We start from the raw sequence: 25,934 nt of genomic DNA, 5'->3' as shown, positions 1-25,934 counted from the left end.
GGTCGAGAGCGGCGTCGACGCCTCGCTCATTATCGTAGGGGCAGCCTAGCCCCTCATCCCTCATCCCCCGACCCGACCCGTACCGACTCCGAACCGACCAGCGACCAGCGACACGAGGGACGATGAGCGACCGAGCGACACACCACACACCACGAACCGACGAACACGGGGAGAGCACGGAACAACGACCGATCGAACGCGGCGCGGAGGCGGTGATCGCCGCCCTCGAGAACGCCGGAGTGACGACCGCCTTCGGCGTCCAGGGCGGGGCGATCATGCCCGTCTACGACGCGCTCTACGACTCGACGATCGAGCACGTCACGATGGCTCACGAACAGGGCGCCTCGCACGCGGCGGACGCCTACGGCATCGTGAGCGGCGAACCGGGCGTCTGTCTCGCGACCTCCGGGCCGGGCGCGACGAACCTCGTCACCGGGATCGCCGACGCATCGATGGACTCGGATCCGATGATCGCGCTCACGGGCCAGGTCCCGCGGGCGTTCGTCGGTAACGACGCGTTCCAGGAGACGGATACGACGGGGATCACCGCGCCGATCACGAAGACGAACTACTTCGCGACGGATTCGGATACGGTCGGCGACGTCGTCGGCGAGGCGTTCGAACTCGCCGGGACCGGTAGGCCGGGCCCGACGCTGGTCGACCTCCCGAAGGACGTCACGCTGGGCGAGACGACGAAACGACCCGGCGCGCCGAGGCGACCGAAGAACTACGATCCGCCGAGCGAGGCGGACCCGGAGGCGATCGACGCAGCAGTGAGAACGCTCTCGCGGGCCGAGCGACCCGTGATCCTCGCCGGCGGCGGCGTGATCAAGGGCGAGGCGTGCGAGGAGCTGCGGACGTTCGCGCGAACGTACGAGATCCCCGTGGTGACGACGATGCCCGGTATCGGGTCGTTCCCCGAGGACCACCACCTCTCGATGGGGATGGCGGGGATGCACGGCACCGGTTACGCGAACATGGCGATCACCCACTGCGACACGATGCTCGCGGTCGGAACGCGCTTCGACGACCGACTCACGGGGGGTGTCGAGACGTTCGCGCCGGACGCGGAGGTGATCCACGTCGAGATCGACCCCGCGGAGGTCTCGAAGAACATCCACGCGGACGTGCCCGTGATCGCGGACGCGAAGGCCGCGTTCGCCCAGCTCGACGAGGCGATGGCACGGCCGCCGGAGGCCGACACCTGGCGCGAGCAGTGTCGCACCTGGAAGGAGGAGTACCCCCTCTCCTACGCGATCGACGAGGACGCCCCGCTCAGGCCGGAGTTCGTCGTCGAGGCGGTCGACGCCGCGACGCCGTCGGATACGGTCGTCACGACCGGCGTCGGCCAGCACCAGATGTGGGCCTGTCTCTACTGGACGTACACCAAGCCGCGCACCTGGGTCTCCTCGCACGGACTCGGGACGATGGGCTACGGCCTGCCGGCGGCGATCGGCGCGCGCTACGCCGCCGACGACGACCAGGGGGTCGTCTGTTTCGACGGCGACGGCTCGTTCCTGATGACGTTACAGGAGCTCGCGGTGGCGGTCGAACACGACCTGGATATCACCGTCTTCGTCCTGAACAACGAGGCGGTCGGGATGGTCAGACAGTGGCAGGACGCCTTCTTCGAGGAGCGTCACTCCGCATCGGAGTACCCGTGGGTGCCCGCGTTCGACACGGTCGCCGAGGCGTTCGGCGCCCGCGGGTTCCGCATGACCGAGTACGACGAGGTCGAGGAGACGATCGAGGCGGCACTCGGCTACGAGGGCCCGTCGGTCGTCGACGTCCACATCGACCCCGGGACGAACGTCTACCCGATGGTTCCGAGCGGCGGGGACAACGGGCAGTTCGCGCTGACGGAGGACCACCTGTGAGCCGAAGCGACACCGACGACCCGTACGCGTTGCCCGGACCGGCCCCGGAGGAGCGACCGAAACCGGTCGGCAGACGGAACATCCAGGGGATCCGGATCGACCCAGAGGTCGAGGCGGAGCCGAAATCGAGGCGGACGGTGCTCTCGGCGCTGGTCGAACACGAGCCGGGCGTGCTCGCGAACGTTTCCGGGCTCGTGAGCCGCCGCCAGTTCAACATCGAGTCGCTCACCGTCGGGCCGACGACGAACCCCGAGACGGCACGGATCACGCTCGTGATCGAGGAGCCCGATCCGGGGATCGAACAGGTGAAGAAACAGCTCGGGAAGCTCTTGCCCGTCATCTCGGTGAAGGAGCTCGGCTCCGACGCGATCCGCCGCGAGCTCGTGGTGCTCAAGGTCCACGCCGAGGACCCGGAGAAGGTCCACGCGGTGACGGGGATGTACGACGGGAAGACGCTCGACGCCGGGCGCGAGACGATCACCGTCGAGATCACCGGCTCGGAGGGGAAGATCGACAAGGCGATCGACGCCTTCCAGCGCTTCGGGGTGCGCGAGCTCTCTCGTACCGGCCAGACGGCGATGGCCCGCGGGAGCGAGTGGACGACCGACGTCGAGGAGGATCGCTACGAACGAATGCACGACCAATGGGTTACGTACGATGACTGACGAAGCGACGATCTACTACGACGACGACGTACAGCGCGGCAAACTCGAGGGTAAGACGGTGGCGGTGCTCGGCTACGGCAGCCAGGGCCACGCCCACGCGCTCAACCTCCACGAGAGCGGCGTCGAGGTGCTGGTGGGGCTGCGCGAGGACTCCTCCTCGCGGGCGGCCGCCGAGGACGAGGGGCTCACTGTGGGAACGCCGGAGGAGGTCGCCGGCCCCGCCGACATCGTCTCGGTGCTGGTACCGGATACGATCCAACCGACGGTCTACGGACAGATCGAGGACAAACTGGAGGAGGGCAACACGTTACAGTTCGCCCACGGGTTCAACATCCACTACAACCAGATAGATCCTCCAGACGGCGTGGACGTGACGATGATCGCACCGAAGACGCCGGGCCACCTCCTGCGGCGCAACTACGAGCAGGGAGAGGGGACGCCCGCGCTGCTCGCGGTCTATCAGGACGAGACGGGCGAAGCCAAGGAGGAAGCGCTCGCCTACGCACAGGCGCTCGGCTGCACCCGAGCGGGCGTCGTGGAGACGACGTTCAGGGAGGAGACGGAGACCGACCTCTTCGGCGAGCAGGCGGTGCTCTGTGGCGGGATCACGGCGCTGATCCGCCAGGGCTACGAGACGCTCGTCGACGCCGGCTACAGCAAGGAGATGGCGTACTTCGAGTGTCTGAACGAGATGAAGCTGATCGTCGACCTGATGTACGAGGGTGGGCTCGGCGCGATGTGGGACTCGGTCTCCGACACCGCCGAGTACGGCGGGCTGACGAAGGGACCGGCCGTGGTCGACGACACCGTTCGAGCGAACATGGAGGCCGTGCTCGAAGACGTTCAGTCCGGCGAGTTCGCCCGCGACTGGATCGCGGAGAACCAGGCCGGCCGGCCGATGTACACCCGGCTCAACGAGGCCGAGAAGAACCACGAGATCGAGGAGGTCGGCGCGGAGCTCCGCGCGCTGTTCGCGTGGGCCGAGGAGGCGGAAGAAGAGGAGGAGCCGGAGGTGACCGTATGACCGGGACGGGCGAGCGGATGGGCGATATCTCGCACACCCACCCGTACGACGACACGAGCGCGGGCGAACTGTTCCTGCGCGGCCCGGTGATCGTCGCGGACGGCGGGCGCGACCCCGAGCGGGAGGACGTCAGGGAGGCGGAGACCGAGGCGGCCGTCGAGTCGGATTCGGGACCGGAGACGATGGCCGAGGTGAGCCACACGCCGCCGGAGGGCGACGGGGCGAACCGCGTCTTCGAGCGCGGCGAGGAGCACGAGGGGTCCGTCGGGAGATGAGCGAAGGGACGCTCTACGACACGGTCTGGGACCGACACGCGGTGACGACGCTGCCGACCGGCCAGACACAGCTGTTCGTCGGCCTGCACCTGATCCACGAGGTGACGAGCCCGCAGGCGTTCGGGATGCTCGAAGAGCGCGACATGGAGGTCGCTTACCCCCGGAGAACGCACGCGACGGTCGACCACATCCTCCCGACAGCCGACCAGAGCCGGCCCTACCGCGACGACGCCGCCGAGGAGATGATGGCCGAACTCGAGGAGAACGTCCGCGAGGCGGGCATCGCGTTCGACCACCCGGAGACCGGGAACCAGGGGATCGTCCACGTGATCGGCCCGGAGCAGGGGCTCACCCAGCCGGGGATGACGATCGTCTGTGGCGACAGCCACACCTCGACGCACGGTGCGTTCGGTGCGCTCGCGTTCGGGATCGGCACCTCCCAGATCCGGGACGTGCTCGCGACGGGCACCGTCGCGATGGAGAAGAAGAAGGTCAGGAAGATCGAGGTGACGGGCGAGCTCGGTGAGGGCGTCGAGGCGAAGGACGTCATCCTCGAGATCATCCGCCGGCTCGGCACAGAGGGCGGCGTCGGCTACGTCTACGAGTACGCCGGCTCCGCGATCGAGTCCCTCGGCATGGAGGGCAGAATGTCGATCTGCAACATGTCGATCGAGGGCGGGGCGCGTGCGGGCTACGTCAACCCCGACGAGACGACCTACGAGTGGCTCAGAGAGACCGACGCATTCCGGGAGAAGGAGGATCGGTTCGCGGAGCTTCTGCCGTACTGGGAGTCGATCCGCTCGGACGAGAACGCCGAGTACGACGACGTGGTGACGATCGACGGGAGCTCGTTGGAGCCGGTCGTCACCTGGGGGACGACGCCGGGACAGGGCGTCGGCATCACCCAGCCGATCCCCGATCCCGAGGGGATGCCCGAGGAGAAGGCGGAGGTCGCCCGCCGCGCCCAGGAGCACATGCGGGTGACGCCGGGCGAGACGATGGAGGGCTACGAGGTCGACGTCGTCTTCCTCGGGTCGTGTACGAACGCACGGCTGCCCGATCTCCGGAGAGCTGCGCGGATCGTCGAGGGCCGGGAGGTCCATCCGGACGTGCGCGCGATGGTCGTCCCCGGCAGCCAGCGCGTCCAGCGAACCGCCGAGGAGGAGGGGCTCGCCGACGTCTTCCGCGAGGCGGGCTTCGACTGGCGCAACGCGGGCTGTTCGATGTGTCTCGGGATGAACGAAGATCAGTTGGAGGGCGACGAGGCGTGTGCGAGTTCCTCCAACCGGAACTTCGTCGGTCGGCAGGGCTCGAAGGACGGTCGGACGATCCTGATGAACCCGCAGATGGTCGCCGCGGCGGCGATCGAAGGGGAAGTGACCGACGTGCGGAGACTGCCGGAGGTGGCACGCGTATGAGCGGGGCGAGCGACGGATCGGGAGACGGCCCCGCAGAGACCGTCGAGTTCGTCTCCGGGACCGGGATCCCGGTTCGCGGAAACGACATCGACACGGATCAGATCATCCCCGCGCGCTTCATGAAGGTCGTCACGTTCGACGGCCTCGGAGAGTTCGCCTTCTTCGACCAGCGCTTTACCGACGACGACGAGGAGAAGGCCCACCCGTTCAACGAGGAGCGCTTCCAGGAGGCGAACGTACTCGTCGTGAACGCGAACTTCGGCTGTGGCTCCTCGCGCGAACACGCCCCGCAGGCGCTCACCCGCTGGGGGATCGACGCGGTGGTCGGCGAGAGCTTCGCGGAGATCTTCGCGGGCAACTGCCTCGCGCTCGGCATTCCCACGGTGACGGCCGACCACGGGACGATCGTCGAGCTCCAGGACTGGATCGACGACCACCCCGACGGGGGGATCGAGATCGACGTCGAGAGCGAGACCGTCAGCTACGGCGGTCGGACGGTCGAGGTGGACGTCGACGACGCCCAGCGAAAGGCGCTCGTCGAGGGTGTCTGGGACACCACGGCGCTGATGAAGGCGAACACCGAGGAAGTGAGGAGGACCGCCCGATCGCTGCCGTACGTGCCGGAGGACCACATCCCCGGACAGGCCGATGACTGAGCGGATCGCGGTGATCCCCGGCGACGGCATCGGACAGGAAGTCGTCCCGGCGGCGATCTCGGTGCTCGACGCGCTGGACACCGACTTCGAGTACGTCGAGGGGGAGGCGGGCGACGGGGTACGGAGCGAGACCGGCGAGGCGCTCCCGGAGGGGACGTACGACCTCGCGGCCGAGGCGGACGCGACGCTGTTCGGCGCGGCGGGCGAGACGGCTGCCGACGTGATCTTACCCCTGCGGGAGGCCGTCGGCTCGTTCGTGAACGTCCGGCCAGCGCGGGCGTACCCGGGTGTGGACGCGCTGCGTCCCGAGACGGACCTCGTCTTCCTCCGGGAGAACACCGAGGGGGTCTACTCGGGCCACGAGAACCGGCTCTCGCCCGATCTCTCGACGCTCACCCGGGTCGTGACGACGTCGGCCTCCGAACGGCTGGCGGAGTTCGCCTGCGAGTACGTCGAGCGCGGCGAGCACGACGGCTTCACGGTCGCACACAAGGCGAACGTGATGCGCGAGACCGACGGCCGGTTCCGGGAGGCGGTGCTCTCGGTCGCCGAGGAGCGAGGCGTCGAGGCCGACGAGGTGCTGATGGACGCGTTCGCGACGCACGTCTGTCTCAGCCCCGAAACATTCGGGGTCGTCGTCTGTCCGAACCTCGCGGGTGACGTACTCTCGGATCTGGCGGCCGGGCTGGTCGGCGGTCTCGGCCTGCTCCCGAGCGCGAACGTCGGCGAGGAGAACGGCCTCTTCGAACCCGTCCACGGCACGGCGCCGGACATCGCCGGCGAGGGGCGAGCGAACCCGACGGCGGCGATCCTCTCGGCGGCGCTGATGCTCTCGCATCTCGGTTACGACGACGGGGCAGACCGGGTCGAGTCCGCGATGACGGGCGTGCTCTCGGACGGTCCGCGAACCCCGGATCTGGGCGGCGAGGCCGGTACGGAGGACGTGACCGAGGCCGTCGTCTCGCGGCTCTAGGTACCGGGGTCGAGAGCAATTTCTAAGTCGTCCGGGGCGAACGTTCCCGTATGGGCATCCTCAGATCGACCCTGTCGCTGTTCGTGTACAGCCTCGCGATCGTCGGCCTCGCGACCGTCCTGTTCGTGATCTTCTCCTACGGGTGGAACGGCGAGCCGCCAACGGTGGAACTCGAGTAGCCGAGCAACGCGGATCGGTAGCCTTCATACGAGCGGGACGCCTACCGACGGGAGAACGATGACTCCTCACGTGCGCCCCGGGATCGAGCCGTCTCGCGAGCGATCCGCACCGACCGACCGGGGGTCACCGTGATCTCCCGGTCGGTCGAGGTCGTCCCGGAGAACGGGCTGCACGCCCGCCCGGCGGCGACGTTCGTCCGGACCGCGAACGAATTCAGCTCCGACGTGACCGTCGCGCCAGACGGCGGCGAATCGGTCGACGCGACGAGCATGATCGCGGTCACCGCCCTCGGCGTGGGTCACGGCGAGCGCGTGACGATCACGGCCGACGGCGAGGACGAGGCGGCGGCGATCGACGCCCTGTTGGCCGTGCTCGCCGAGCCGGTCGAATGAGCCGTACCCTCTCGGGCGTCGGCGTCACGCCCCGCACCGGCGTCGGAACGGCGCGCTGGCACGTGACGGGAGAGCGCTCGAGGAGCGAGGACGGCGGCGATCCGGACGTCGAGTGCGAGCGGGTCGACCGGGCGTTCGCGAGCGCCGAGAGGGGGATCGAGTCGACGCGCGCCCGCGTCGCCGACTGGATCGGCGAGGAGGAGGCGGCGGTCTTCGACGCCCACGAGCAGTTCCTCGCCGATCCGACGATCCGCGAGGGGATCGAAGCGACGATCGAGGCCGGAGGATCGGCCGAGCGGGCGGTCGAAACGGCCTTCTCCGGACCGATCGAGCGGTTCGAGGCGATGGAGGGTCGCGTCGCGGAACGGGCGGACGACCTGCGCGACGTCCGCGGTCGGCTGCTCGACGCGCTCTCCGGCGGGGAGCGGGTCGACCTCTCGACGCTCCCCGAGGGGACCGTCCTGCTCGCGGAACGGCTGACCCCGAGCGACACCGCCCGGCTGGACCCGGAGCGGGTCGTGGGCTTCGCCACGTCCACGGGTGGTCGGACCTCGCACGCGTCGATCTTCGCCCGGTCGCTCGGGATCCCGGCGGTCGTCGGCGTCGGCGAGGCGCTCGCGACCGTGGAAGAGGGTGAGACGGTCGGCATCGACGGTAGGGCCGGCGAGGTGGTGGTCGATCCGAACGAGGCGACGAGCGACCGCCTCTCGACCACGACGAGCGAGGAGGCGATCGAGGGACGGGTCGCGACGACCGACGACAGGGAGATCGAGGTCGCGGCGAACGTGGGTACCTCGGTCGATCTCGACCGAGCGGCCGAGAGCGGCGCGGACGGGGTCGGGCTCCTCCGCACCGAGTTCCTCTTCCTCGATCGAGCGACACCGCCGGACGAGGAGGAACAGCTCGCGGCCTACGAGGGGGCGCTCTCCGCGTTCGACGAGCGTGTCGTCGTCCGAACGCTCGACGTGGGCGCCGACAAGCCGGTTCCCTACCTCGACGCGCTCGAGGAGGTGAACCCGTTCCTCGGCCTTCGGGGGATCCGCCGGTCGCTCGCGGACGACAGGAGGCTCTTCGAGACGCAGCTGCGCGCGCTGTTGCGCGCCGGAGCCGGGAGGGAGAACCTCGCGGTGATGGTCCCGATGGTCGCCACGGTCGAGGAGGTGGAGGAGGCGCTCGCGGCCGTGGATCAGGTCGCCTCCGATCTCGAGGGCGAGGGTGTGGAGTACGCGCGGCCCGAACTCGGGGTGATGATCGAGACGCCCGCGGCGGTGCTCTCGGCACCGGCGCTCGCCGAGCGCGTGGCGTTCTTCAGCGTCGGGACGAACGACCTCTCGGCGTACGTGATGGCCGCCGATCGCGAGAACGAACGCCTCGCGGAGCTACGGAGCCCGCTCCAGCCGGCGGTGCTTCGTGCGATCGCCGAGAGCGTCGAGGCAGCCCACGACGCCGGTGCCTGGATCGGCGTCTGCGGCGAGATGGCGGGCGATCCCGACCTGGCCGAACTGCTCGTCGGCCTGGGGGTGGACGAACTGAGCATGAGCCCGATCTCGGTCCCATCGGTGAAGGCGCGGGTGCGGACGATCGAATACGAGGGGGCGCGAGCGCTCTCCGACCGGGCGGTGGCCGCGGAAAGCGTCTCCGAGGTCGAGGACGTGCTTGGACTCGACTGAGCCCGCGAACGGGTGAGAGAGGTCCTGGGTACCCGGTCGACCGGTCGGAAACGGAGGCTTCTTCTCGCGGTCTTTCGATCACCCGGTATGTCCGACTCGGACCAGCTCGATGGACCCCCGGAAGCGGCGGGACCGAAGGCGAAGCTACGGGCATTCGGCGTCGCGCTCGGACTCACGGTGGCGGCGTTCGTGGCCTCGGTCCTCGCTGTCGTCGGGGTGATCGGCGTGTCGATCCCGCTCGGCTACGACCCGGCCGACCCGCCGTTGCTCGCCCTCTTCGTCGCCGGTCAACTCGGGTTCCTCCTCGCGGGCTACCTCTACGCCCGCCGCTACGGGCTCGCGATTCCGCTCGGCCTCCCCGACAGGCGTGACGCCCGGTACGTGATCGGCGGCACGCTCGCCGCGCTCGCCTTCGCGACCGTCGCGGCCGTCGGGCTGGAGGCGGCGGGTCTCGTGCCCGAGTCGCCGGTCGAGGCGCTGGTCACCGAGGAGCCGACGCTGGCGATCTGGCTCGCCGTCCTCTCGATCCTCGTCGTCGCCCCCGCAGAGGAGTACCTCTTTCGCGGCGTGGTCCAGGGCCGGCTGCGCCAGACCTTCGGCGCGCCGGCGGCGATCGGCCTCGCGAGCCTGCTGTTCGGCTCGCTCCACCTCGGGAACTTCGTCGGCTCGTTCGCGACCGTGATAGCCTGGACGCTGCTCATCACCGGCGTCGGCGTGATCCTCGGCGTCCTCTACGAACGCACCGGCACGCTCTCGGTCCCGATCGCCGTCCACGCCGCCTACAACGCCGTGCTCTTTCTGACCGGCTACCTCACCCTGTGAGTTGCTAACTCCGATCGTGCAGTTCATAACAGGTAGCCCTATCAACACTTTTGCTCGCCCGCTTCGACCTGCGAACCGGGTTCGAGTATGCAGGCAGCACGACTCCACGAGTACACCGAGGAGATGGGCGAGGCGCTCTCGATCGACGAGGTAGCGAGACCGGAGGCCGACCGATCGGATCACGTCGTGATCGAGGTCGAGGGTGCGGGCTGGTGCCAGACCGACAACCACGTCGTCGAGGGGATGTGGGCCGACTACGTCGACCAGCCCCTCCCGATGACGCTCGGCCACGAGAACGCCGGAGAGGTGGTAGAGATCGGTCCGGAGGTCTCGACGGTCGAGGTCGGTGAGAAGGTGATCTGTCACCCGGTGATGACCTGCGGCACCTGCCGACAGTGCCGACTGGGCAACGACATGCACTGTCCGGAGGGATCGTTCCCGGGCCTCACCACCGACGGCGGGTTCGCCGAGTACCTGCTCACCTCCGAACGGGCGACGATCCCGCTCTCGGGCGTCGATCCGATCGACATCGCGCCGCACGCGGACGCCGGGATCACCGCATACCACGCTGCGAAGAAAGCCGCCGCGAAGCTCGTCCCCGGCGACTACGCCGTCGTGATCGGGGTGGGTGGGCTCGGCCACATCGGGGTCCAGGCGCTCTCCGCGCTCTCGGCGGCCCGGATCATCGCCCTCGATATCAAGGACGAGGCGCTCTCGCTCGCCGAAGACGTGGGCGCGGACTACACGATCAACCCCAGTACCGAGGACGCCGTCGCCGAGGTCGAGTCGGTCACCGACGGAGAACTCGCGGCACAGGCGATCGACTTCGTCGGCGCCGACGTGACGACCGCGATGGGACCGGATATCGTCGCCGGTCGGGGCGACGTCCACGTCGTCGGTTACGGTGGTACCGTCGAACAGCCCGCCCAGACGCTCGTGTTCGGCGAACTCGCCTACCGGGGAACGCTCGTCGGGACCTACACCGAACTCCAAGAGCTCGTCGCGCTCGTCGAGGACGGCGTCATGGAGCTCCACGCCGAGCAGTACGCGCTCGACGAGATCAACACGGTCGCGGAGAGACTCGAACATGGGGAGATCGAGGGCCGGGCCGTCATCGTCCCCTGACGATCCGATAATTCAGACACATGCACATTTCTGGGTGGGTTCGCGGGACGGACGGGAGAATTTCGTGTAGAGGATTGCAGTAGTTTTATATAATGACATTGGTAAGCGTACGGGTATGCGACGCCGTGACTACGTCAAAGCAGTGGGGGCACTGACCGCGGGATCGGCGGCCGGACTGGCCGGCTGTCTGGACGACGACGACGGCGACTACCCGAGTCAATCGATCTCCTGGATCGTCCCGTTCGGCGAGGGCGGCGGCACCGACACGTACGCCCGCCAGCTCAACACCGCGATGGGCGAGGCGCTCGGCGAGTCCGTCGAGATCGACAACCGCCCCGGCGCGGGCGGGCTGGAGGGGACGGGCGCGCTCCACGGCGCGGATCCCGACGGCTACACGATCGGCAACGTGAACCTACCCTCCGTGGCGACCGCGTGGCTCGTCGACGAGCCCGGCTGGGAGATCAGGGAGCTCGAAGGCTTTGGCTCGTTCGGGACCTACCCGTTCACGCTGATCGTCAACCCCGAGTACGACCACATCGAGGACATGGACGACCTCGTCGACGCCTACCAGGACGGCGAGTTCACCCAGTTCGCGATGCAGGGGATCGGCCACTCGACACACGTCATCGCGTTCATCCTGCGCGACGAGTTCGGCATGGAGTGGGAGGAGGTCGTCCCGTACGACGGTGGTGGGCCGACGAGCGAGGCCGTGATCTCCGACGAGGTCTCGGTGGGGATCGCGACGGCGACCTCCGCGCTCGGACCCGTCGAGGGCGGCGACGTGAACGTCGTCGCAAACCTCGCGAGCAGCCCGACCGACGTCTTCCCCGACCTCGAACCGGTGACCGAGCTGGGCTACCCCGAGATCGACTTCATCGCGGAGACGACACTCACGATGTTCGCCCCGCCGGAGACGGACGGGGAGATCATCGAGACGCTCACCGAGGCGCTCGAGGAGGCGACCGAGGACGAGGACGCTCTAGACTGGGCCGAGGAGACCGGGAACAACATCGAGTACGGCGGGCCGGAGGAGGCCGACTCGCTGCTCGACGACACGATCGACGAGATCGAGGAGGCGGTCGACCTCGAAGAGATCCGCGAGTAGAGCGCACGAGCGTCCCGGATAGTTTACAATGAGTGTGAAAGAACGGGCCGGGGAGATCGGGGCGTCGCTGACGATGGAGCACGCGCTGCTCGTCGTCTTCGTCGGCACCTCGATCTACATGTTCGTCGGGGCGTTCGAGTTCTCGCAAGACGCGGCGATCTTCCCCTGGTTCACCACCGGCGTGGTGATCGTCTTCGGCGTCCTGTTGCTGCTCAGGAGCGTGCTCCCCGAGCCGCTCCGTCGGTTCGTCGCCGACGACGTCGACGTCTTCGAGACCGGCACCGAGGAGTACGAACCCGACGACGAGGACGGGGTCGGGGAGGCGGCCGACGGGGAGACCGGAGACGGTGAGGGGTCGGTGCGAAACGGCGCGTCGGTCACCGGCGGGCTCTGTCTCGGCTACCTCGTCGGCTCGTACCTCGTGGGGATGCTCTGGGTGACGCCGCTGTTCGTCCTCGCGTACACCGTCTGGCGCGACCGGCCGCGGTACGCGATCGTCGGGCTGACCGTGCTCTCGTTTCTCATCGCGTTCGTCTTCTACTCGGTGCTCAACCTCCCGGTCGAGGAGGGGCTCATACAGGAGCTGGTGCTGTGACGTTCGGCGTCTTCGTCGAGGCGGTCGGCGTCGTCCTCAGCTGGCCGACGATCGGCTGGGTCGTCGCTGGCATCCTGATCGGGATCGTCGTCGGAGCGTTACCCGGGCTGGGCGCGTCGCTCGGGATGGCGATCCTGCTGCCCCTCACCCTGCCGCTCGACGGCACCGACGCGATCATCCTGCTGATCGGGATCTACAGCGGCGCGATGTACGGCGGCTCGATCGCCGCGATCCTGATCAACGCGCCGGGGACCTCCGCGGCGGCGGCGACGACGTTCGACGGCTACCCGATGAGTCGACAGGGCAAGGCCGTGACGGCGCTCTCGCTCTCCGCCACTGCGTCGGCGCTCGCGGGCTTTCTCACCGTCGCGGCGTTGATCCTCTTCTCGCCCGTGCTCGTCGAGTTCGTCCTCGCGTTCGGCACGCCCGAGCGCTTCCTGATCGCGATTCTCGGACTGGCGATGATCACGATCGTCGCCCGCGGCTCGATGGTGAAGGGGTTGCTCGCGGGCTTTTTCGGTCTCGCGCTCACGACGGTCGGCTCCGCCCCGATGACCGGCGACGTCCGCTACACGTTCGGGCAGTTCGCGCTCTACGACGGCATCTCGTTCATCGCGGCGCTGATCGGGCTCTTCGCCGTCGCGGAGATGCTCAAACTCGCCAACGAGACCGGCGGCATCTCGAAGCGCGGCTTCGAGGTCACCGGCGAGATCGGACCCGGCGTCCGGTCGGTGCTCGGCCACCCCCTCACGGTCGTCAAATCCGCGTTCATCGGGATGGGCATCGGCGCGATCCCCGGCGCGGGTTCGACGGTGTCTAACTTCGTCGCGTACACCGAGGCGGTCCGCGCCTCGAGCGACCCCGAATCCTTCGGGAAGGGAAACGAGGTCGGCGTGATCGCGAGCGAAGCGTCGAACAACGGGACGATCGGCGGCTCGGTCATCCCCGCCATCGCCTTCGGCATCCCGGGAAGCGCCGCAACTGCTGTACTCATCGGCGGGCTGATCATGCACGGGCTGAATCCCGGGCCCGCCCTGTTCGACGTCGACGCGAACCTCGACGTGACGTTCGCGGTGTTCGTCGCGCTGTTGATCGGCAACGTCTTCATCCTCGCCATCGGGCTACTCGTCGTCACCCGGGTCGGCGGTGCACTCACCCAGATCGACACCGACTACATCATCCCGATGGTGATCGTCCTCTCCTTTTTGGGGGCGTTCGCGCTCAACAACGGCCGCTGGGTCGACGTCATCACCATCGTCGGCCTCGGTGTGATCGGCTTCTACATGAAGAAGTACGACTACTCGATCATCGCCTTCGTCCTCGGGGTGGTGCTGGGCGGGATCGCCGAGGAGAACCTCTTCCGGTCGCTGATCCTCACCGAGGGGACGATCCCGATCTTCTTCACGAAGCCGCTGTCGCTCGCCATCGTCGTGGTGATCGTGCTGATCCTCGCCACGCCGTTCCTCCAGCCCTGGCTCGAGGCGCGCCGGTCGTAACGCCTCCGCACCGGGTCGGGTTCCGAGTCCGTACCCGAGACGATCTCCCGGGAACCGGGAGTCCGCAACCGTATTGCGGGTTCGACCCGAGTATCGTACAGCGGGCGATCGGACGCCTACACACCATGAACCGACGAACCTTCCTCGCGACCGGCACGGCGATCGGAGCGCTCGGAACCGCCGGCTGTCTCGACGACGCGAACGGTGACGAGCCGAACGGCGACGACGCGAACGGCGACGAGCCAGACGGGGACGACGGATCGGTCCCGGAGGACGACGAGGGTGCCTCGGACGACGGATCGGAGGGGGACGAGACGGTCGAGTTCACGGTCGAGACCGTCGTCGAGGGGCTCGCCCACCCGTGGGCGATCGAGTTCCTCCCCGACGAGCCGTTCGCGCTCGTCACGGAACGGGAGGGGACACTCCTCCTGGTCGACACGGAGGAGGGGGAGGCCGAAGTGGTCGAGGGCGCTCCCGACGTGTACGCCGAGGGCCAGGGTGGCCTGCTCGACGTGGCGCTCCACCCGGCGTTCCCCGAGGAGTCCTGGGTCTACCTCACCTACTCGGTGGCGAACGACGACGGCGAGTCGACGACGGCGATCGGCCGCGGTGAACTCGACGTCGAGGGAAGAACGATCGAGGGGGTCGAAGAGCTCCACGCGGCCGAGCCGTTCGTCGACTCGAACGGTCACTACGGCTCGCGGGTCGTCGTCGACGAGGACGCTCTCTACCTCACGGTCGGCGACCGCCAGGACAAGACGTTCGACGACCACGTCTCGCAGGACACGACGAACGAACTCGGGACGACGCTCCGACTCGCTCTCGACGGCTCGGTCCCGTCGGACAACCCGTTCGTCGACGACGAGGACGGCCTGGACACGATCTACTCCTACGGGCACCGGAACGTCCAGGGGATGACCGTCCACCCAGGTACAGGAACGCTCTGGCAGTCCGAACACGGCGAGGAGGACGGCGACGAGATCAACGTGATCGAGGGCGGGGAGAACTACGGCTGGCCGATCGCGACCTACGGCTGCGAGTACGGCACCGACGACCCGGTCGGGGACGATCCGGAGGAACGGGACGGGACGATCCCGCCGGTCCACCACTGGGAGTGTGGTTCCGGTGGCTTTCCTCCCGCCGGGATGGCGTTCTACGACGGCGACGCGTTCCCCGGGTGGGAGGGCGACCTGTTCGTGGGCAACCTCGCGGGCCAGTATCTCGGGCACTTCACGGTCGAGGGCGAGGAGCGAGAGGAGATCGAGATCGAGGAGGTCGATCCGCTGCTCGCCGACGAGGGCTGGCGGGTCCGTGACGTCGCGGTCGAGCCGGGTACGGGGTATCTGCACGTGGCGGTCGACGACGGCGACGCGCCGATCGTCCGGCTCGTGCCGGACGGTTAGCCGTCCTACAGCACCGAGCGCTCGTTTCGGCCGGCTATGAAGGGGATTTCGCCGACCGCCCTCACACGTGAGTGGTCGTCTTCCGTAACCCTCGAGCGTCGAGTCTCGCCATGCGACCGATATCCGTCCCGAGAACAGTGACACGCTTCGAGACGACGATCCGGCGAAGGGTGTAAACGAACGATCGCCCTCGGGTACGTATGGACAGACGAACGTTCCTCAAAACCGGCGTGGCTGTCGGGGCACTCCCCGCTGCCGGCTGTGTCGGCGGTCGGAACGGCGATATCGACACGACCGGAGTCGAGGAGTGGGACGTCCTCGTCGGCCAACTCGACGACGAGGGGTACGAGGCGATCGACGCCGAGGGCGAGGCGGTCGTCTCGACGGCGAACGCGGCGACGGCCCTCCAGGAGTCGAGCGACGCCACGCCCGAGGGCGGGACGCTCGTCGTGAAGGGTCACTACGAGTTCGAGGACGGAGAGGAGTGGTACATCGACGAGGACATCCGCATCCTCGGCCACGGCGCCGTCCTCGAGACGACGTACACCGACGACGAGGACGGAGAGATGTTCCTCTTCGTCGAGGGCGAAGTCGGGAGTTCCTACGGGGTCGAGGACGTCGAACTCGTCGAGGAGGGCGAGGCACACCGGTACGTCCTAACGCTCGACGAGGACGTCGACGACACTGTCTTCCGACACCACTTGGTGATGCTCGAATCGGTTGAGGAAGCCGAGATGTGGCCCGGCGGCGACACAGGACCGACCAAGGGTGAGGGACACATGGTGGCGGCGAACGCCGCCGACGAGGCGACCATGGACGACGGTGCCGACGTCGCCCACGGCCTCGAGGACGACCAGATCTCGCTGCTCGACCTCCTCGAGTTCGAGTACGACACCTCCTTCGAGATCGAAGCACTACACATCGAACCCGTCGAGGTGACGATGGAGGGGTTCGACATCTACGGTCCAGACGTCTGGCGGCCGAAGGTCGGTGCGATCCACGTTCGCGGGGGCGCGAACTGTACGTTCCGCGACCTCTCCGTTCAGGAAGTGGCCTACGAGTGCCTCACGCTCGTCCAGTGTTACGACACGACGGTGGAGAACTCGGTGTTCACGTGGGGTGCGAGCAACCACGACGGCGGCGACGGATACGGCGTGAAGGTAGGCGGCGGTACGGCCCACACGCACGTCAAAGACTGTACGTTCCACATGATGCGTCACGGGATCGCACACGCCGGGTCGGGGCAGACGGGGACGAACCGTCGACGCTCGCAGATCGAGAACTGTCTCTTCACCGCCCATCGGTCGACGGCGCTCGACATGCACGGCGAGGACGTCGGCCACAGGGTGATCGATTGCACGTTCTCGCAGGCGAACGACGAGTGCATCAGCTACGGGAAGGACACGGTCGTCAGGGGGTGTACGTTCCAGATGGGAGGGAACGACCGCGCCGACGCCATCTACGACAACGGCGAGTGGGGCGACCGGCACCTGACCGTCGCCGACTGTACCTTCGAGGACGTCGGCCGGAACTGCATCCGCCTCCAGCGATCGGACACGCACTTCTCGTCGGTGACGATCACCGGATGCCGGTTCGAGAACGTCACACACGCCGTCCGGACGAACCAGGCAGTCGAGGAGTTCACATTCACGGACAACACGTGTCTCGGCGGCACCGACGATCAGCTCCGGTTCGCCGTCCGCGACGCCGTCGAGGGCCAGGAGGATAGGCCGTACGTGCTGAACGGCGGGATCGTCGCGAACAACGTCTTCCGCGACGTCCCCGCCGCCTCGGCGATCCGGATGGAGTACGACGCGAGCGACCGGGAGGAGTGGACCCCCGCGGTGCGCGACCTGGTGATCCAGGGGAACCTGTTCGGGACCGTCGCCGACTGTATCCGCGTCGACGGAACGGCCCACCGGGTTTCCGTCCACGGTAACCACGCCGAGGACTGCGGTACGTTCGTCCGGATGGAGCTGGGCGGCGACGTGGTCGCCGAGGACTGGGTCGTCGCCGACAACGCCCTCCACGGCGTCGATACGGCGCTCGACGGTGTCGACGAGAGCGATCACGAGGTCCGTGACGGCGGCGGCTGGTCGTTCGAGTAGAGCGCCGGTTCGCGAACCGGACTCTCCCGACGGCCGGAGCCGTCGAGAGTCCTACTTGGACGGCTCCGCGACGAACTGGCAGGATCCCGTACCGAACCCGCTCAGAGCCCCGCGAGCACCTCGTCTGCAGCCTCCAGATACTCGGTGAGCTGTTCCTCGCCGTGAGCCGCCGAGAGGTGGTGACGTTTGTACGGGTTCGGCGTGAAGAACTGTCCGCGTTCGCGCATTCCGTTCGCGTACGCCTCGAACCGCTCCTCGTCCAGGCCGAGCACGTCGTCGTAGCTCCTCGGCTCGCCGGTGACGCCGAACTGCGGGCTGAAGACCGAGCGATACCCCACGACACGGCCCTCGATCCCGTGGTCCGTGAGCAGGTCGCGTAGTCCCGCTCTGTACCGCCCACCCAGATCGGCGAGGTGGTCGGTGACACCCTCGTCTTCGACGATCCGGAGCGTCGCCTTCGTGGCGGCGAGCCCGATCGGGTGCCCCGAGTAGGTGCCGCTGATCACCACTCCAGAGGTATTGTCGCCGCCGGCCTGGGAGAGGAGTGGTCGAGAACCGCCGACCGCCGCGACCGGGTAGCCGTTGCCCATCGCCTTCGCGAGACAGGTGAGGTCGGGCGTCACGTCGAAGATGCCCTGTGCGCCGTGGATCGAGTGGCGAACCCCGGTGATCACCTCGTCGAAGATCAGCGGAACCCCCGCCCGCTCGGTCGCCTCACGGAGCGTGGACAGGAACTCTTCGGTGGGCAGGAGACACCCCACCGAGTGCGGGATCGGTTCGAGGATCACGCAGGCGACGTCGTCGCGTTCCTCGAGGGTCTCGGCCAGCGCGTCGGGGTCGTTGAACGGCAGGACGAGCGTGTTCTCCACGGCACCCCCGAGCATCCCGTCGGACTCGGGGTACGGCTCGCCGGCGTGTTCGGCGGGTGGGTAGACGTTGAGGTCGACGTAGTCGTGCCAGCCGTGGTAACAGCCCTCGAACTTGACGACTTTTTCCTCTCCGGTGTGTGCCCGTGCGAGACGGATCGCGTGGTAGGTCGCCTCCGTACCACTGTTACAGAACTTGAGCGCCTCGATACCTGCGAACAGATCGACGAGACGCTCTGCGACCTCGACCTCGAGTTCGGTCGTTCCCGCGCCGAAGAGCACACCCCGATCGATCGCCTCGTGGGCGGCTCTGTCCACCGCTTCGTGGCCGTGACCGAGGACGATCGGCCCGAAGGCGAGGTGGTAGTCCGTGAACCGGGTGCCCTCGACGGTCTCGAGCGTCGTCCCGCTCGCGCGCTCGAAGGCGACCGGCGAGGGGTCGTGCGCCTGCGCTCTGAGCCCCGTCTGCGCCCCGCCGGGGATGACCCGGCGAGCGCGCTCGACCACCCGCTCGCTGGTTTCGCGCTCGATTCGTCCTTGCTCGCTCACGATCGATCGACTCCCGTGTGCATCGGTCGTCACGCACGCGGCCCGCGTACATAAATCCGGCTCAGTACGGATAGTCCATCTGTGCGGCGACCTGCTCCCGGGTGTCCGTACCGTCGATCCGCTCGACCAGCGCGAGGCCGAGGTCGAGTCCGGAGGTCACCCCGCCAGCGGTGATCAGGTCGCCCTCGTCGACGACGCGTTCTCGGACCACCGTGCAGTACTCGGCGAGGTCGTCGTACGCCGAGGGGTGGGTCGTCGCCCGCCGTCCATCCAGGAACCCCACCGCACCGAGCAGCAGCGATCCGGTACACACCGACGAGAGCAAGTCGACATCGGCGGTGTCGAGCCAGCCGAGAAAGCCCTCGTCCTCGACCAGCTCGCGGGTTGCGAACCCGCCCGGGACGACGATCAGGTCGTAGCGGTCGAGCGGTCTGGAGACCGTATCGACACCGATATCCAGTCCCGCGCCCGCACGGACCCGCTCTCGCCGGCCACAGACCTCCCAGGAGACGTCCTCCCTGAACCCCATGGTCGCGAGCCTCGTGAGCGGGTCGTAGACGCCGACGAAGTCGAGTGCGGTCATCCCGTCGAAGACAACGAAACCGATTCGCATGAGCCCCGTTGGAAGCCAGAGGTCTTGCCCGTTGTGCTCGTGTCGCAAGGACCATACCCCGAGGCCTCGAGGGCCGACTATGCGACTCCGGATCGACGAGGAGCGGTTGCGAGGGGACATCGAGGCGAACGCGGGGTTCGGGGCCGTCGCCGGCGAGGGCCACGGCCGGACGAACCTCACCGGGAGCGAGGCGAACCGCGATGCGCGCGAGTACCTCGTCTCCCGGATGGAGGCCGCGGGACTAGAGGTGAGAGTCGACGCGGTGGGGAACGTCGTCGGTCACTGGACACCCGAGCGTGCGAGTCCGAGGAGAGAGCCGATCGCCTCGGGGAGCCACCTCGACTCGGTCCCCGAGGGTGGGATCTTCGACGGGCCACTCGGCGTCTACGCCGCACTCGAGTCGGTCCGGGCGATGCAGGACGCGGGGATCGAACCGGAGCGACCGATCGCGGTCGTGAGCTTCACCGAGGAGGAAGGGCAGCTCTTCGCGCCGGGGCTGCTCGGTTCCTCGGTGGCCGTCGGCGAGCGACGTGTCGAGGAGGCGCTCGCGCTCGACGACGGCGAGGGGCGGACGCTGGAGGACGCTCTGGAGGAGATCGGCTTCCGGGGCGAGGGACGCCTCGACGCCGCCGGCTGGGAGGCGTTCGTCGAACTCCACGTCGAACAGCACGACCGCCTTGAGACGATGGGGATCCCGGTGGGGATCGTGAGCGCCATCACGGGCATCACCCACTGTGCGGTCTCTATCCGGGGCGAGGCGAACCACGCGGGGGCGACGCCGATGGTCGATCGAACCGACGCTCTGTGTGCGGCGAGCGAGTTCGTCCTCGACGTCGAGCGCGCGGCGAACGAGACCGTCGCCGTCGACAGCGAGAGCGCCGTGGGGACCGTCGGCTCGCTCGAGGTCCGCCCGAACGCGACGAACGTCGTTCCCGGTTCCGTGGACCTGAGCGTCGACGTGCGCGACGTCGAGTACGACGCGATGAACGCGATCGTCGGCCGCGCGGAGCGAAGCCTCGCCCGGATCGAGCGCGAGCGCGGCGTCGAGACGACGCTGGATCGAGGCTTCGACCTGGAGCCGACGCCGATGTCCCCACGGGTCGGGGAGGCCGCACGGGCGGCGGGCGAGGAGGCGGGGATCACGACGATGGACCTGCACTCCGGAGCGGCTCACGACGCGATGCACGTCGCCCGGGTGACCGACGTCGGGATGCTCTTCGCGCCCTCGCGGGACGGCGTCTCGCACAGCCCACGGGAGTGGACCGACTGGGAGGACTGCGCTCGGGCGACGCGAGTGCTCGCCGGGACGCTCGCCCGCCTCGCGGGGACGACCCCGTAGGGTTTTCTCCCCCGGGTGCGAGCGATCGGTATGTCCGACGTCCTCGCCGACGACGTGGTGAGCTTCCTCAAAACGGCAGGTCCCGAGGGAGACGAGGTGCTCGCGGAGATGGACGCCTACGCCGAGCGCGAGGGCTTCCCGCACGTCGGTCCCGAGGTCGGTGGGTTCCTCCGGCTGCTCGTCCGGGTGGCCGGTGCAGAGCGCATCTTCGAGTTCGGCTCGGGTTACGGCTACTCGGCGTACTGGTTCGCGGGGGCGCTCTCCGAGGGTGACGAGATCGTCCTCACGGAGGTCGACGCCGACGAGCTTTCGATGGCCCGCGAGTACATGGATCGAGGCGGATTCGACGCCGACGTTCGGTACGAACTCGGCGACGCGATCGAGACGATCGATAGCTACGAGGGGCCGCTCGACGCCGTCCTGATCGACAACGAGAAGCACCGGTACAGAGAGGCGTTCGACGCGGTGCGGGAGAAACTCGCACCGGGTGCGGTCGTGATCGCGGACAACATGCTCGCCGCGAACACCGTCTACTACGACGACGTCGACCGACTGCTCCGTGGCGAGGAGACGGACGCGACGGACTCCGCACGCGGGGTCGCGGCGTACCTCGAACGAGTTCGCTCGGACCCGGACTGCGAGACGAGCGTCCTCCCGATCGGCGAGGGGATCGCGGTGACGCACGTCCGGTAACTCCCGGGAGTTACCCCCCGCTCCGCGAGCCGTTAAGTCCGTCTCGGAGTCCCCCGAGGTATGGTCACCCTCCAGCGCTGTCTCCGCCACCCCGACGAGCACCTAATGGAGCCGGTCCCGTTGCCGATCACGCTCGCCTGTGGGCTGTTCGTCGACCGCGTCCGCTCGCTCACCCACACCGAGATCACGCTCAGTACGCGCGAACGGATCGGTCACGCCACCACGTTCGACGAGTACGCCGACAGGGCGACCTCACTGACCGAGGGCTACGCGGAGGGCACTCCGGAGGGCGGCCCCGGCGACAGGTGGTTCTACACCGAGGGGACGGTCGTCTACGACGGAACGCGGGTCGCACGCGACCTGATCCTGATCGAGCGCCACCCGTTCGGCGCGCCCGTCGAGTCGGTGGAGGACCTCGCGGCGGAGCTCTCGGCGCTCTCGGAGACGCCCATCCGTACCGACGAGATCCGCGAGCCCACGTTCGATGGCGGCTGTTCCTGCTGCGGCTCGGACGGGGAGGTCCTCACCTTCGATCGGTGATCACTCGACCCGCCAGTCCCGGGAGGTCGTGTTCAGCCGCTCACAGCCCTCCTCGGTGACGACGACCAGATCCTCGATCCGGACGCCGAACTCGCCGTCGAGGTAGATCCCCGGTTCGACACTCGCGACCATCCCGGCTTCGAGTTCGCGATCGTTCCCGGCGACGACGTACGGCGGCTCGTGGACCTCGAGACCCACACCGTGGCCGGTCCTGTGCGTGAACTCCTCACCGTAGCCCGCCGACTCGATCACCTCGCGTGCCGCCCGGTCGACCTCGCTCGCCGCGACGCCCGGTTCGACCGCGTCGACCCCCGCTCGCTGTGCCTCCCGTACGACCTCGTGGACCTCCTCGAACCGTTCGGGAGGCTCACCGCCGAAGACGACGGTCCGGGTCTGGTCGCCGGGGTAGCCCTCGAACCGGGTCCCGAAATCGAGGACGACCGGGTCGCCCGCCTCGATCTCTCGACCGCCGTGTCGGTGGTGCGGGTGCGCGCCGTTCGGCCCGGAGCCGACGATCGGCTCGAACGAGAGCCCCTCGCCGCCCGCGGCCGCGAGCCGCGACTCGATCTCTGCGGCGAGCTCCGCCTCGGTCATCCCGATCGCCTCCTCCCCGAACCCTCGGACCTCCCGTACGACTCGATCGGTGATACGCGCCGCCTCCCGGAGCGACGCGAGTTCCGTCTCGTCCTTCACGATTCGGAGGTCGGCGACCAGCTCGCTCGCCAGGCCGAACTCGGTTCCGGGGAGGTGGGTCCGGACTTCGCGCGAGAAGAGCTCCCAGAGCCGGTCGTCGATCAGCACGCGTCCGGGCTCGAGGTCGGAGCCGAACTCCCGCACGAGCGCCGTCGGGTCGTCGCCGTCCGCCCAGGTCCGGAGGTCGGCGACGGGCGTCGTCCCCGAGAGCTGGTCGTCGTACATCTCCGGGACGACGAACGTCGCTCGGTCGGGGGAGACGAGCAGGAGGAAGTGGCGCTCGCTCGGCTCCTCTCTCACTCCGGTGAGATAGCACATCGTCGGTCCCGGCCCGGTGACGAGCGCGGAGCTATCCGTCTCCGAGAGTGCCTGTCGTACGCTATCGAGCCGGCTTCTGTAGCCGTCCATACCACGTCGATACCCGGGTGGCCCGAAGTCGTTTCGACACGGATCCACCACTCGGGAGTTGTTTTCGGTTTGGAGAACTATATGATCCCGGCGTCCTATCGCTCGCTATGGAGCTACTCGACGAGGAGATCATCCCGGAGTACGCCCGCGAGGTAAAGGCAGAGGCGCGTGCGTTCGCCGAGGAGTGGATCGAGCCGAACGCCGAGGAGTACTTCGGATCTGGAGAATACCCGTGGGAGATCCTCGAAGCCGGCCAGGACGCGGGGCTGGTCGCACAGGACATCGGCGAGACCTACGGCGGTCGGGACCTCGACGTGGTGGAGATCCTCGCGATCGCAGAGGAGTTCTTCCGGGCCGACGCTGGGATCGCGCTCACGCTCCAGCTCGCCAGTTTCGGCGCGGAGATCGTCGAGGAGTACGGCACCGAGGAGCAACGAGAGGAGTACCTGACTCCCGTCGCCAACGGCGAGGAGATCACGGGGCTCGCGGTCTCGGAACCCGACGCGGGAAGCGACCTGACGAGCGTCTCGACGACCGCCGCGAAGGACGACGGAGAGTACGTCATCGACGGCGAGAAGTTCTGGATCGGCAACGGCGTCGAGGCCGACTGGCTCACCGTCTTCGTCCGGACGGGCGAGAACAGCGACCGCTACTCGAACCACTCGTTGCTGATCGTCCCGACGGACATCGACGGCTACGAGGCCGAGCACATCCCGGAGAAGATGGCGATGCGCGCATCGAAACAGGCCCACATCACGTTCGACGGCGCGAGAGTGCCGGAGGAGAACCTCGTCGGCTACGAGAACGGCGGCTTCCTCCAGCTCGTCGACTTCTTCAACCACGGCCGGATCGTCGTCGGCGGCCACGGTCTCGGGCTCGCTGCGGCGGCCATCGAGGAGGCGTGGGCGTTCGTCCACGACCGGGAGGCGTTCGGGCGGGGAATCAACGAGTTTCAGGCGGTACAACACGGACTGGCGGACATGCGCCTCGAGTTCGAGGCCGCCCGCGCGCTCAACTACCGTGCGGCGAAGCACGTGAGGGACGGGATCAACCCCGGGTTCTGGGCGGCGATGGCGAAGACGAAGTCGACCGAGGTCGCAGTGGAGTGTTCCGAGCAGGCGATGCAGTTCCACGGCGGCCGGTCGATCTTCACCGACCGGCGGATCGCCCGGGTGTTCCGCGACGCCCGCATCCCCGTGATCTACGAGGGCGCGAACGAGGTCCAGCGGAACCTGATCTACAGACAGGCCTGATACGGACGGCTGTAACTGGGTACCGGTGATCGTCGGCCCGTACTGGCGGTCGCCGGTACGGGGCTTCGACCGTCCGTATGACTCCCACGGAGTTCGTTACTCGCGCGAGAGGTCACGGAAGGCCGTGGCGAACTCCTCGTGGCTCTCCAGGTCCGAGATGGCCTCGTCGACGCTCTCTCTCAGTTCGGCGAGGCGCTCTTCTAGCTCCTCGAACTCCTCGTTGTCCTCGAGTTCGCTCGGTGACTTCTCGGTCTCTAAGACCGCGCGCTTCGAGGCGAGGCTGTAGTACTCCTGCATCGCCCGGGTGTACTCGCTACGCTTGTGGACGCCCTCGACGGTCTCGAGCAGTTCGTCGCTGTCGACCGGCTTCACGAGGTAGTCGTCGAAGCCCATCTCGATGATGTCGAAGTCGGGGTCGACCGCGGTGACCATGACCACCCGGCAGTCGAGGTTCCGATCCCTGATCGCCTCCAGGACGTCGTCGCCGGAGAGCCCCGGCATCCGCCGGTCGAGTAAGACGACCGCGACGGCCTCGTCGATCGCCGAGAGCGCCTCGTCGCCGCTGTAGGCCGTCACTACCTCCCATCGATCGGAGAGCCAGGTGGAAAAGAGGTCCGCGAGCTGTGGCTCGTCGTCCACCACGAGGACGACCGGCTCGCGACAGTCGGAGGTGGAACCTTCCATCGTTGTCTCGGCTCTAGTCCGCGTCGGTATAAGTTAGCCGGCAAAACTGACACGCGGCGTACCGGTCACTCGGAAACGCCGGGCGAGATCCCCTCGAGCGCGAAGCGAACGAGCCTCGCCTCGACACGTTCCAGATCGGTTCCGGAGTCGAGCGCTCGCTCGCTCTTCGCGCTCATCCGCGCTTCCAGCGGCGAGTGGTCGGGTTCCTCCCGCACGTCGTCGAGCAGCGCCTCTAAGTCCTCTCTGAGGTCGAACGACGTGCGGGCGACGTTACACGCGAGAGCGGGTTCTGGTCCATCTCGAGGACCAGGTCGCGGACGAGCGCCCAGTCGGACTGGCAGAAGTGGATCGACACCTCGCCGACGACGTCGCGCAGGGCGACCACCTCGCCGTGTTTCATCAGCGGGATCGCACGGGGCGGGAGGTCGACTCTCGTTTCGGTCTCCGGGTCGCCACAGAGACAGCACGGCTGTTCGGTCTTTCCGGTGTACATACCGATAGCTGGGATCGCG

At 68.0% G+C, this 25,934-nt stretch carries 25 protein-coding genes and 1 pseudogene; 21 read left to right on the top strand and 5 right to left on the bottom strand.

The window, feature by feature from the left end; all coding sequences use genetic code 11:
• Nucleotides 1-122: 122 nt before the first annotated feature.
• The 17 genes from ilvB (at nt 123) to V2L32_RS14160 (ending at nt 17,784) form a co-directional block, all read left to right on the top strand.
• On the top strand, nt 123-1,877 hold the full coding sequence (gene ilvB, locus V2L32_RS14240) for a biosynthetic-type acetolactate synthase large subunit (RefSeq protein WP_331233128.1): 1,755 nt from the start codon (nt 123-125) through the stop codon (nt 1,875-1,877).
• Nucleotides 1,874-2,542, top strand: a complete 669-nt coding sequence (ilvN, locus tag V2L32_RS14235) for an acetolactate synthase small subunit (RefSeq protein WP_409348375.1) — start codon at nt 1,874-1,876, stop codon at nt 2,540-2,542. Before ilvB ends, ilvN begins: the two co-directional genes overlap by 4 nt.
• Nucleotides 2,535-3,566 carry a ketol-acid reductoisomerase gene (ilvC, locus tag V2L32_RS14230; RefSeq protein WP_331233127.1) on the top strand — a complete coding sequence of 344 codons (1,032 nt, stop codon included), beginning with the start codon at nt 2,535-2,537 and terminating at the stop codon, nt 3,564-3,566. The genes ilvN and ilvC overlap by 8 nt, the downstream gene beginning before the upstream one ends.
• On the top strand, nt 3,563-3,841 hold the full coding sequence (locus tag V2L32_RS14225) for a hypothetical protein (RefSeq protein WP_331233125.1): 279 nt from the start codon (nt 3,563-3,565) through the stop codon (nt 3,839-3,841). The genes ilvC and V2L32_RS14225 overlap by 4 nt, the downstream gene beginning before the upstream one ends.
• Nucleotides 3,838-5,259 carry a 3-isopropylmalate dehydratase large subunit gene (gene leuC / locus V2L32_RS14220; RefSeq protein WP_331233124.1) on the top strand — a complete coding sequence of 474 codons (1,422 nt, stop codon included), beginning with the start codon at nt 3,838-3,840 and terminating at the stop codon, nt 5,257-5,259. Before V2L32_RS14225 ends, leuC begins: the two co-directional genes overlap by 4 nt.
• Nucleotides 5,256-5,915, top strand: coding sequence for a 3-isopropylmalate dehydratase small subunit (gene leuD / locus V2L32_RS14215; RefSeq protein ID WP_331233123.1), 660 nt, complete (start codon nt 5,256-5,258; stop codon nt 5,913-5,915). Before leuC ends, leuD begins: the two co-directional genes overlap by 4 nt.
• The gene (locus V2L32_RS14210) at nt 5,908-6,888 is read left to right on the top strand and encodes an isocitrate/isopropylmalate family dehydrogenase (protein ID WP_331233122.1); all 981 of its coding nucleotides are present in this window, start codon (nt 5,908-5,910) and stop codon (nt 6,886-6,888) included. Before leuD ends, V2L32_RS14210 begins: the two co-directional genes overlap by 8 nt.
• 50 nt (nt 6,889-6,938) lie before the next feature.
• Nucleotides 6,939-7,067: a hypothetical protein gene (locus V2L32_RS14205; protein ID WP_331233121.1), complete on the top strand. Its 129-nt coding sequence runs from the start codon at nt 6,939-6,941 to the stop codon at nt 7,065-7,067.
• Nucleotides 7,068-7,199: 132 nt separating this feature from the next.
• Entirely contained in the window at nt 7,200-7,460 is a 261-nt protein-coding gene (locus V2L32_RS14200; RefSeq protein WP_409348446.1) for an HPr family phosphocarrier protein, read from the top strand.
• Nucleotides 7,457-9,130 (top strand): phosphoenolpyruvate--protein phosphotransferase, encoded by a 1,674-nt coding sequence (ptsP, locus tag V2L32_RS14195; RefSeq protein ID WP_331233118.1) that lies wholly within the window; start codon nt 7,457-7,459, stop codon nt 9,128-9,130. Before V2L32_RS14200 ends, ptsP begins: the two co-directional genes overlap by 4 nt.
• Before the next feature lie 87 nt (nt 9,131-9,217).
• A complete protein-coding gene (locus tag V2L32_RS14190; RefSeq protein ID WP_331233116.1) occupies nt 9,218-9,952 on the top strand; it encodes a CPBP family intramembrane glutamic endopeptidase in 735 nt (244 codons plus the stop codon).
• An 87-nt stretch (nt 9,953-10,039) separates the two neighbouring features.
• The gene (locus V2L32_RS14185; RefSeq protein WP_331233115.1) at nt 10,040-11,077 is read left to right on the top strand and encodes an NAD(P)-dependent alcohol dehydrogenase; all 1,038 of its coding nucleotides are present in this window, start codon (nt 10,040-10,042) and stop codon (nt 11,075-11,077) included.
• A gap of 115 nt (nt 11,078-11,192) precedes the next feature.
• The gene (locus V2L32_RS14180) at nt 11,193-12,182 is read left to right on the top strand and encodes a Bug family tripartite tricarboxylate transporter substrate binding protein (protein ID WP_331233114.1); all 990 of its coding nucleotides are present in this window, start codon (nt 11,193-11,195) and stop codon (nt 12,180-12,182) included.
• A gap of 28 nt (nt 12,183-12,210) precedes the next feature.
• Nucleotides 12,211-12,777 carry a tripartite tricarboxylate transporter TctB family protein gene (locus V2L32_RS14175; RefSeq protein ID WP_331233113.1) on the top strand — a complete coding sequence of 189 codons (567 nt, stop codon included), beginning with the start codon at nt 12,211-12,213 and terminating at the stop codon, nt 12,775-12,777.
• Nucleotides 12,774-14,273, top strand: coding sequence for a tripartite tricarboxylate transporter permease (locus V2L32_RS14170; RefSeq protein WP_331233112.1), 1,500 nt, complete (start codon nt 12,774-12,776; stop codon nt 14,271-14,273). Before V2L32_RS14175 ends, V2L32_RS14170 begins: the two co-directional genes overlap by 4 nt.
• A 125-nt stretch (nt 14,274-14,398) precedes the next feature.
• Nucleotides 14,399-15,676, top strand: a complete 1,278-nt coding sequence (locus tag V2L32_RS14165) for a PQQ-dependent sugar dehydrogenase (RefSeq protein WP_331233111.1) — start codon at nt 14,399-14,401, stop codon at nt 15,674-15,676.
• A 200-nt stretch (nt 15,677-15,876) separates the two neighbouring features.
• A complete protein-coding gene (locus V2L32_RS14160; RefSeq protein ID WP_331233110.1) occupies nt 15,877-17,784 on the top strand; it encodes a right-handed parallel beta-helix repeat-containing protein in 1,908 nt (635 codons plus the stop codon).
• A 101-nt stretch (nt 17,785-17,885) separates the two neighbouring features.
• On the opposite strand, the gene V2L32_RS14155 is transcribed toward V2L32_RS14160, so the two are convergent.
• Both V2L32_RS14155 and V2L32_RS14150 read right to left on the bottom strand, forming a co-directional pair.
• Nucleotides 17,886-19,199 (bottom strand): aspartate aminotransferase family protein, encoded by a 1,314-nt coding sequence (locus V2L32_RS14155; protein ID WP_331233109.1) that lies wholly within the window; start codon nt 19,197-19,199, stop codon nt 17,886-17,888.
• Between the two features lie 61 nt (nt 19,200-19,260).
• The gene (locus V2L32_RS14150; RefSeq protein ID WP_331233108.1) at nt 19,261-19,812 is read right to left on the bottom strand and encodes a DJ-1/PfpI family protein; all 552 of its coding nucleotides are present in this window, start codon (nt 19,810-19,812) and stop codon (nt 19,261-19,263) included.
• Between the two features lie 79 nt (nt 19,813-19,891).
• Here V2L32_RS14150 and V2L32_RS14145 point away from each other — a divergent pair, with 79 nt between their 5' ends.
• The 3 genes from V2L32_RS14145 to V2L32_RS14135 are packed head-to-tail and all read left to right on the top strand — an operon-like array spanning nt 19,892 to nt 22,384.
• Nucleotides 19,892-21,151 (top strand): Zn-dependent hydrolase, encoded by a 1,260-nt coding sequence (locus V2L32_RS14145; protein WP_331233107.1) that lies wholly within the window; start codon nt 19,892-19,894, stop codon nt 21,149-21,151.
• Nucleotides 21,152-21,181: 30 nt separating this feature from the next.
• Nucleotides 21,182-21,844 (top strand): O-methyltransferase, encoded by a 663-nt coding sequence (locus V2L32_RS14140; protein WP_331233106.1) that lies wholly within the window; start codon nt 21,182-21,184, stop codon nt 21,842-21,844.
• A gap of 60 nt (nt 21,845-21,904) precedes the next feature.
• Nucleotides 21,905-22,384 carry a hypothetical protein gene (locus V2L32_RS14135; RefSeq protein WP_331233105.1) on the top strand — a complete coding sequence of 160 codons (480 nt, stop codon included), beginning with the start codon at nt 21,905-21,907 and terminating at the stop codon, nt 22,382-22,384.
• On the opposite strand, the gene V2L32_RS14130 is transcribed toward V2L32_RS14135, so the two are convergent.
• On the bottom strand, nt 22,385-23,485 hold the full coding sequence (locus tag V2L32_RS14130; protein WP_331233104.1) for a M24 family metallopeptidase: 1,101 nt from the start codon (nt 23,483-23,485) through the stop codon (nt 22,385-22,387).
• 107 nt (nt 23,486-23,592) lie between these two features.
• Here V2L32_RS14130 and V2L32_RS14125 point away from each other — a divergent pair, with 107 nt between their 5' ends.
• Nucleotides 23,593-24,738, top strand: coding sequence for an acyl-CoA dehydrogenase family protein (locus tag V2L32_RS14125; protein ID WP_331233102.1), 1,146 nt, complete (start codon nt 23,593-23,595; stop codon nt 24,736-24,738).
• A gap of 96 nt (nt 24,739-24,834) precedes the next feature.
• Here V2L32_RS14125 and V2L32_RS14120 read toward each other — a convergent pair whose 3' ends face one another.
• Nucleotides 24,835-25,422 carry a HalX domain-containing protein gene (locus V2L32_RS14120; RefSeq protein ID WP_331233101.1) on the bottom strand — a complete coding sequence of 196 codons (588 nt, stop codon included), beginning with the start codon at nt 25,420-25,422 and terminating at the stop codon, nt 24,835-24,837.
• Nucleotides 25,423-25,487: 65 nt separating this feature from the next.
• Nucleotides 25,488-25,915: pseudogene (locus V2L32_RS14115) on the bottom strand (hypothetical protein).
• Between the last annotated feature and the right edge of the window lie 19 nt (nt 25,916-25,934).

It is taken from the genome of Halalkalicoccus sp. CGA53 (genome assembly GCF_036429475.1).
Lineage (GTDB): Archaea > Halobacteriota > Halobacteria > Halobacteriales > Halalkalicoccaceae > Natronorarus > Natronorarus salvus.
The sequence above is the reverse complement of the archived record's forward strand: the minus strand, read 5'-3'. Positions and strand labels throughout refer to the sequence as shown.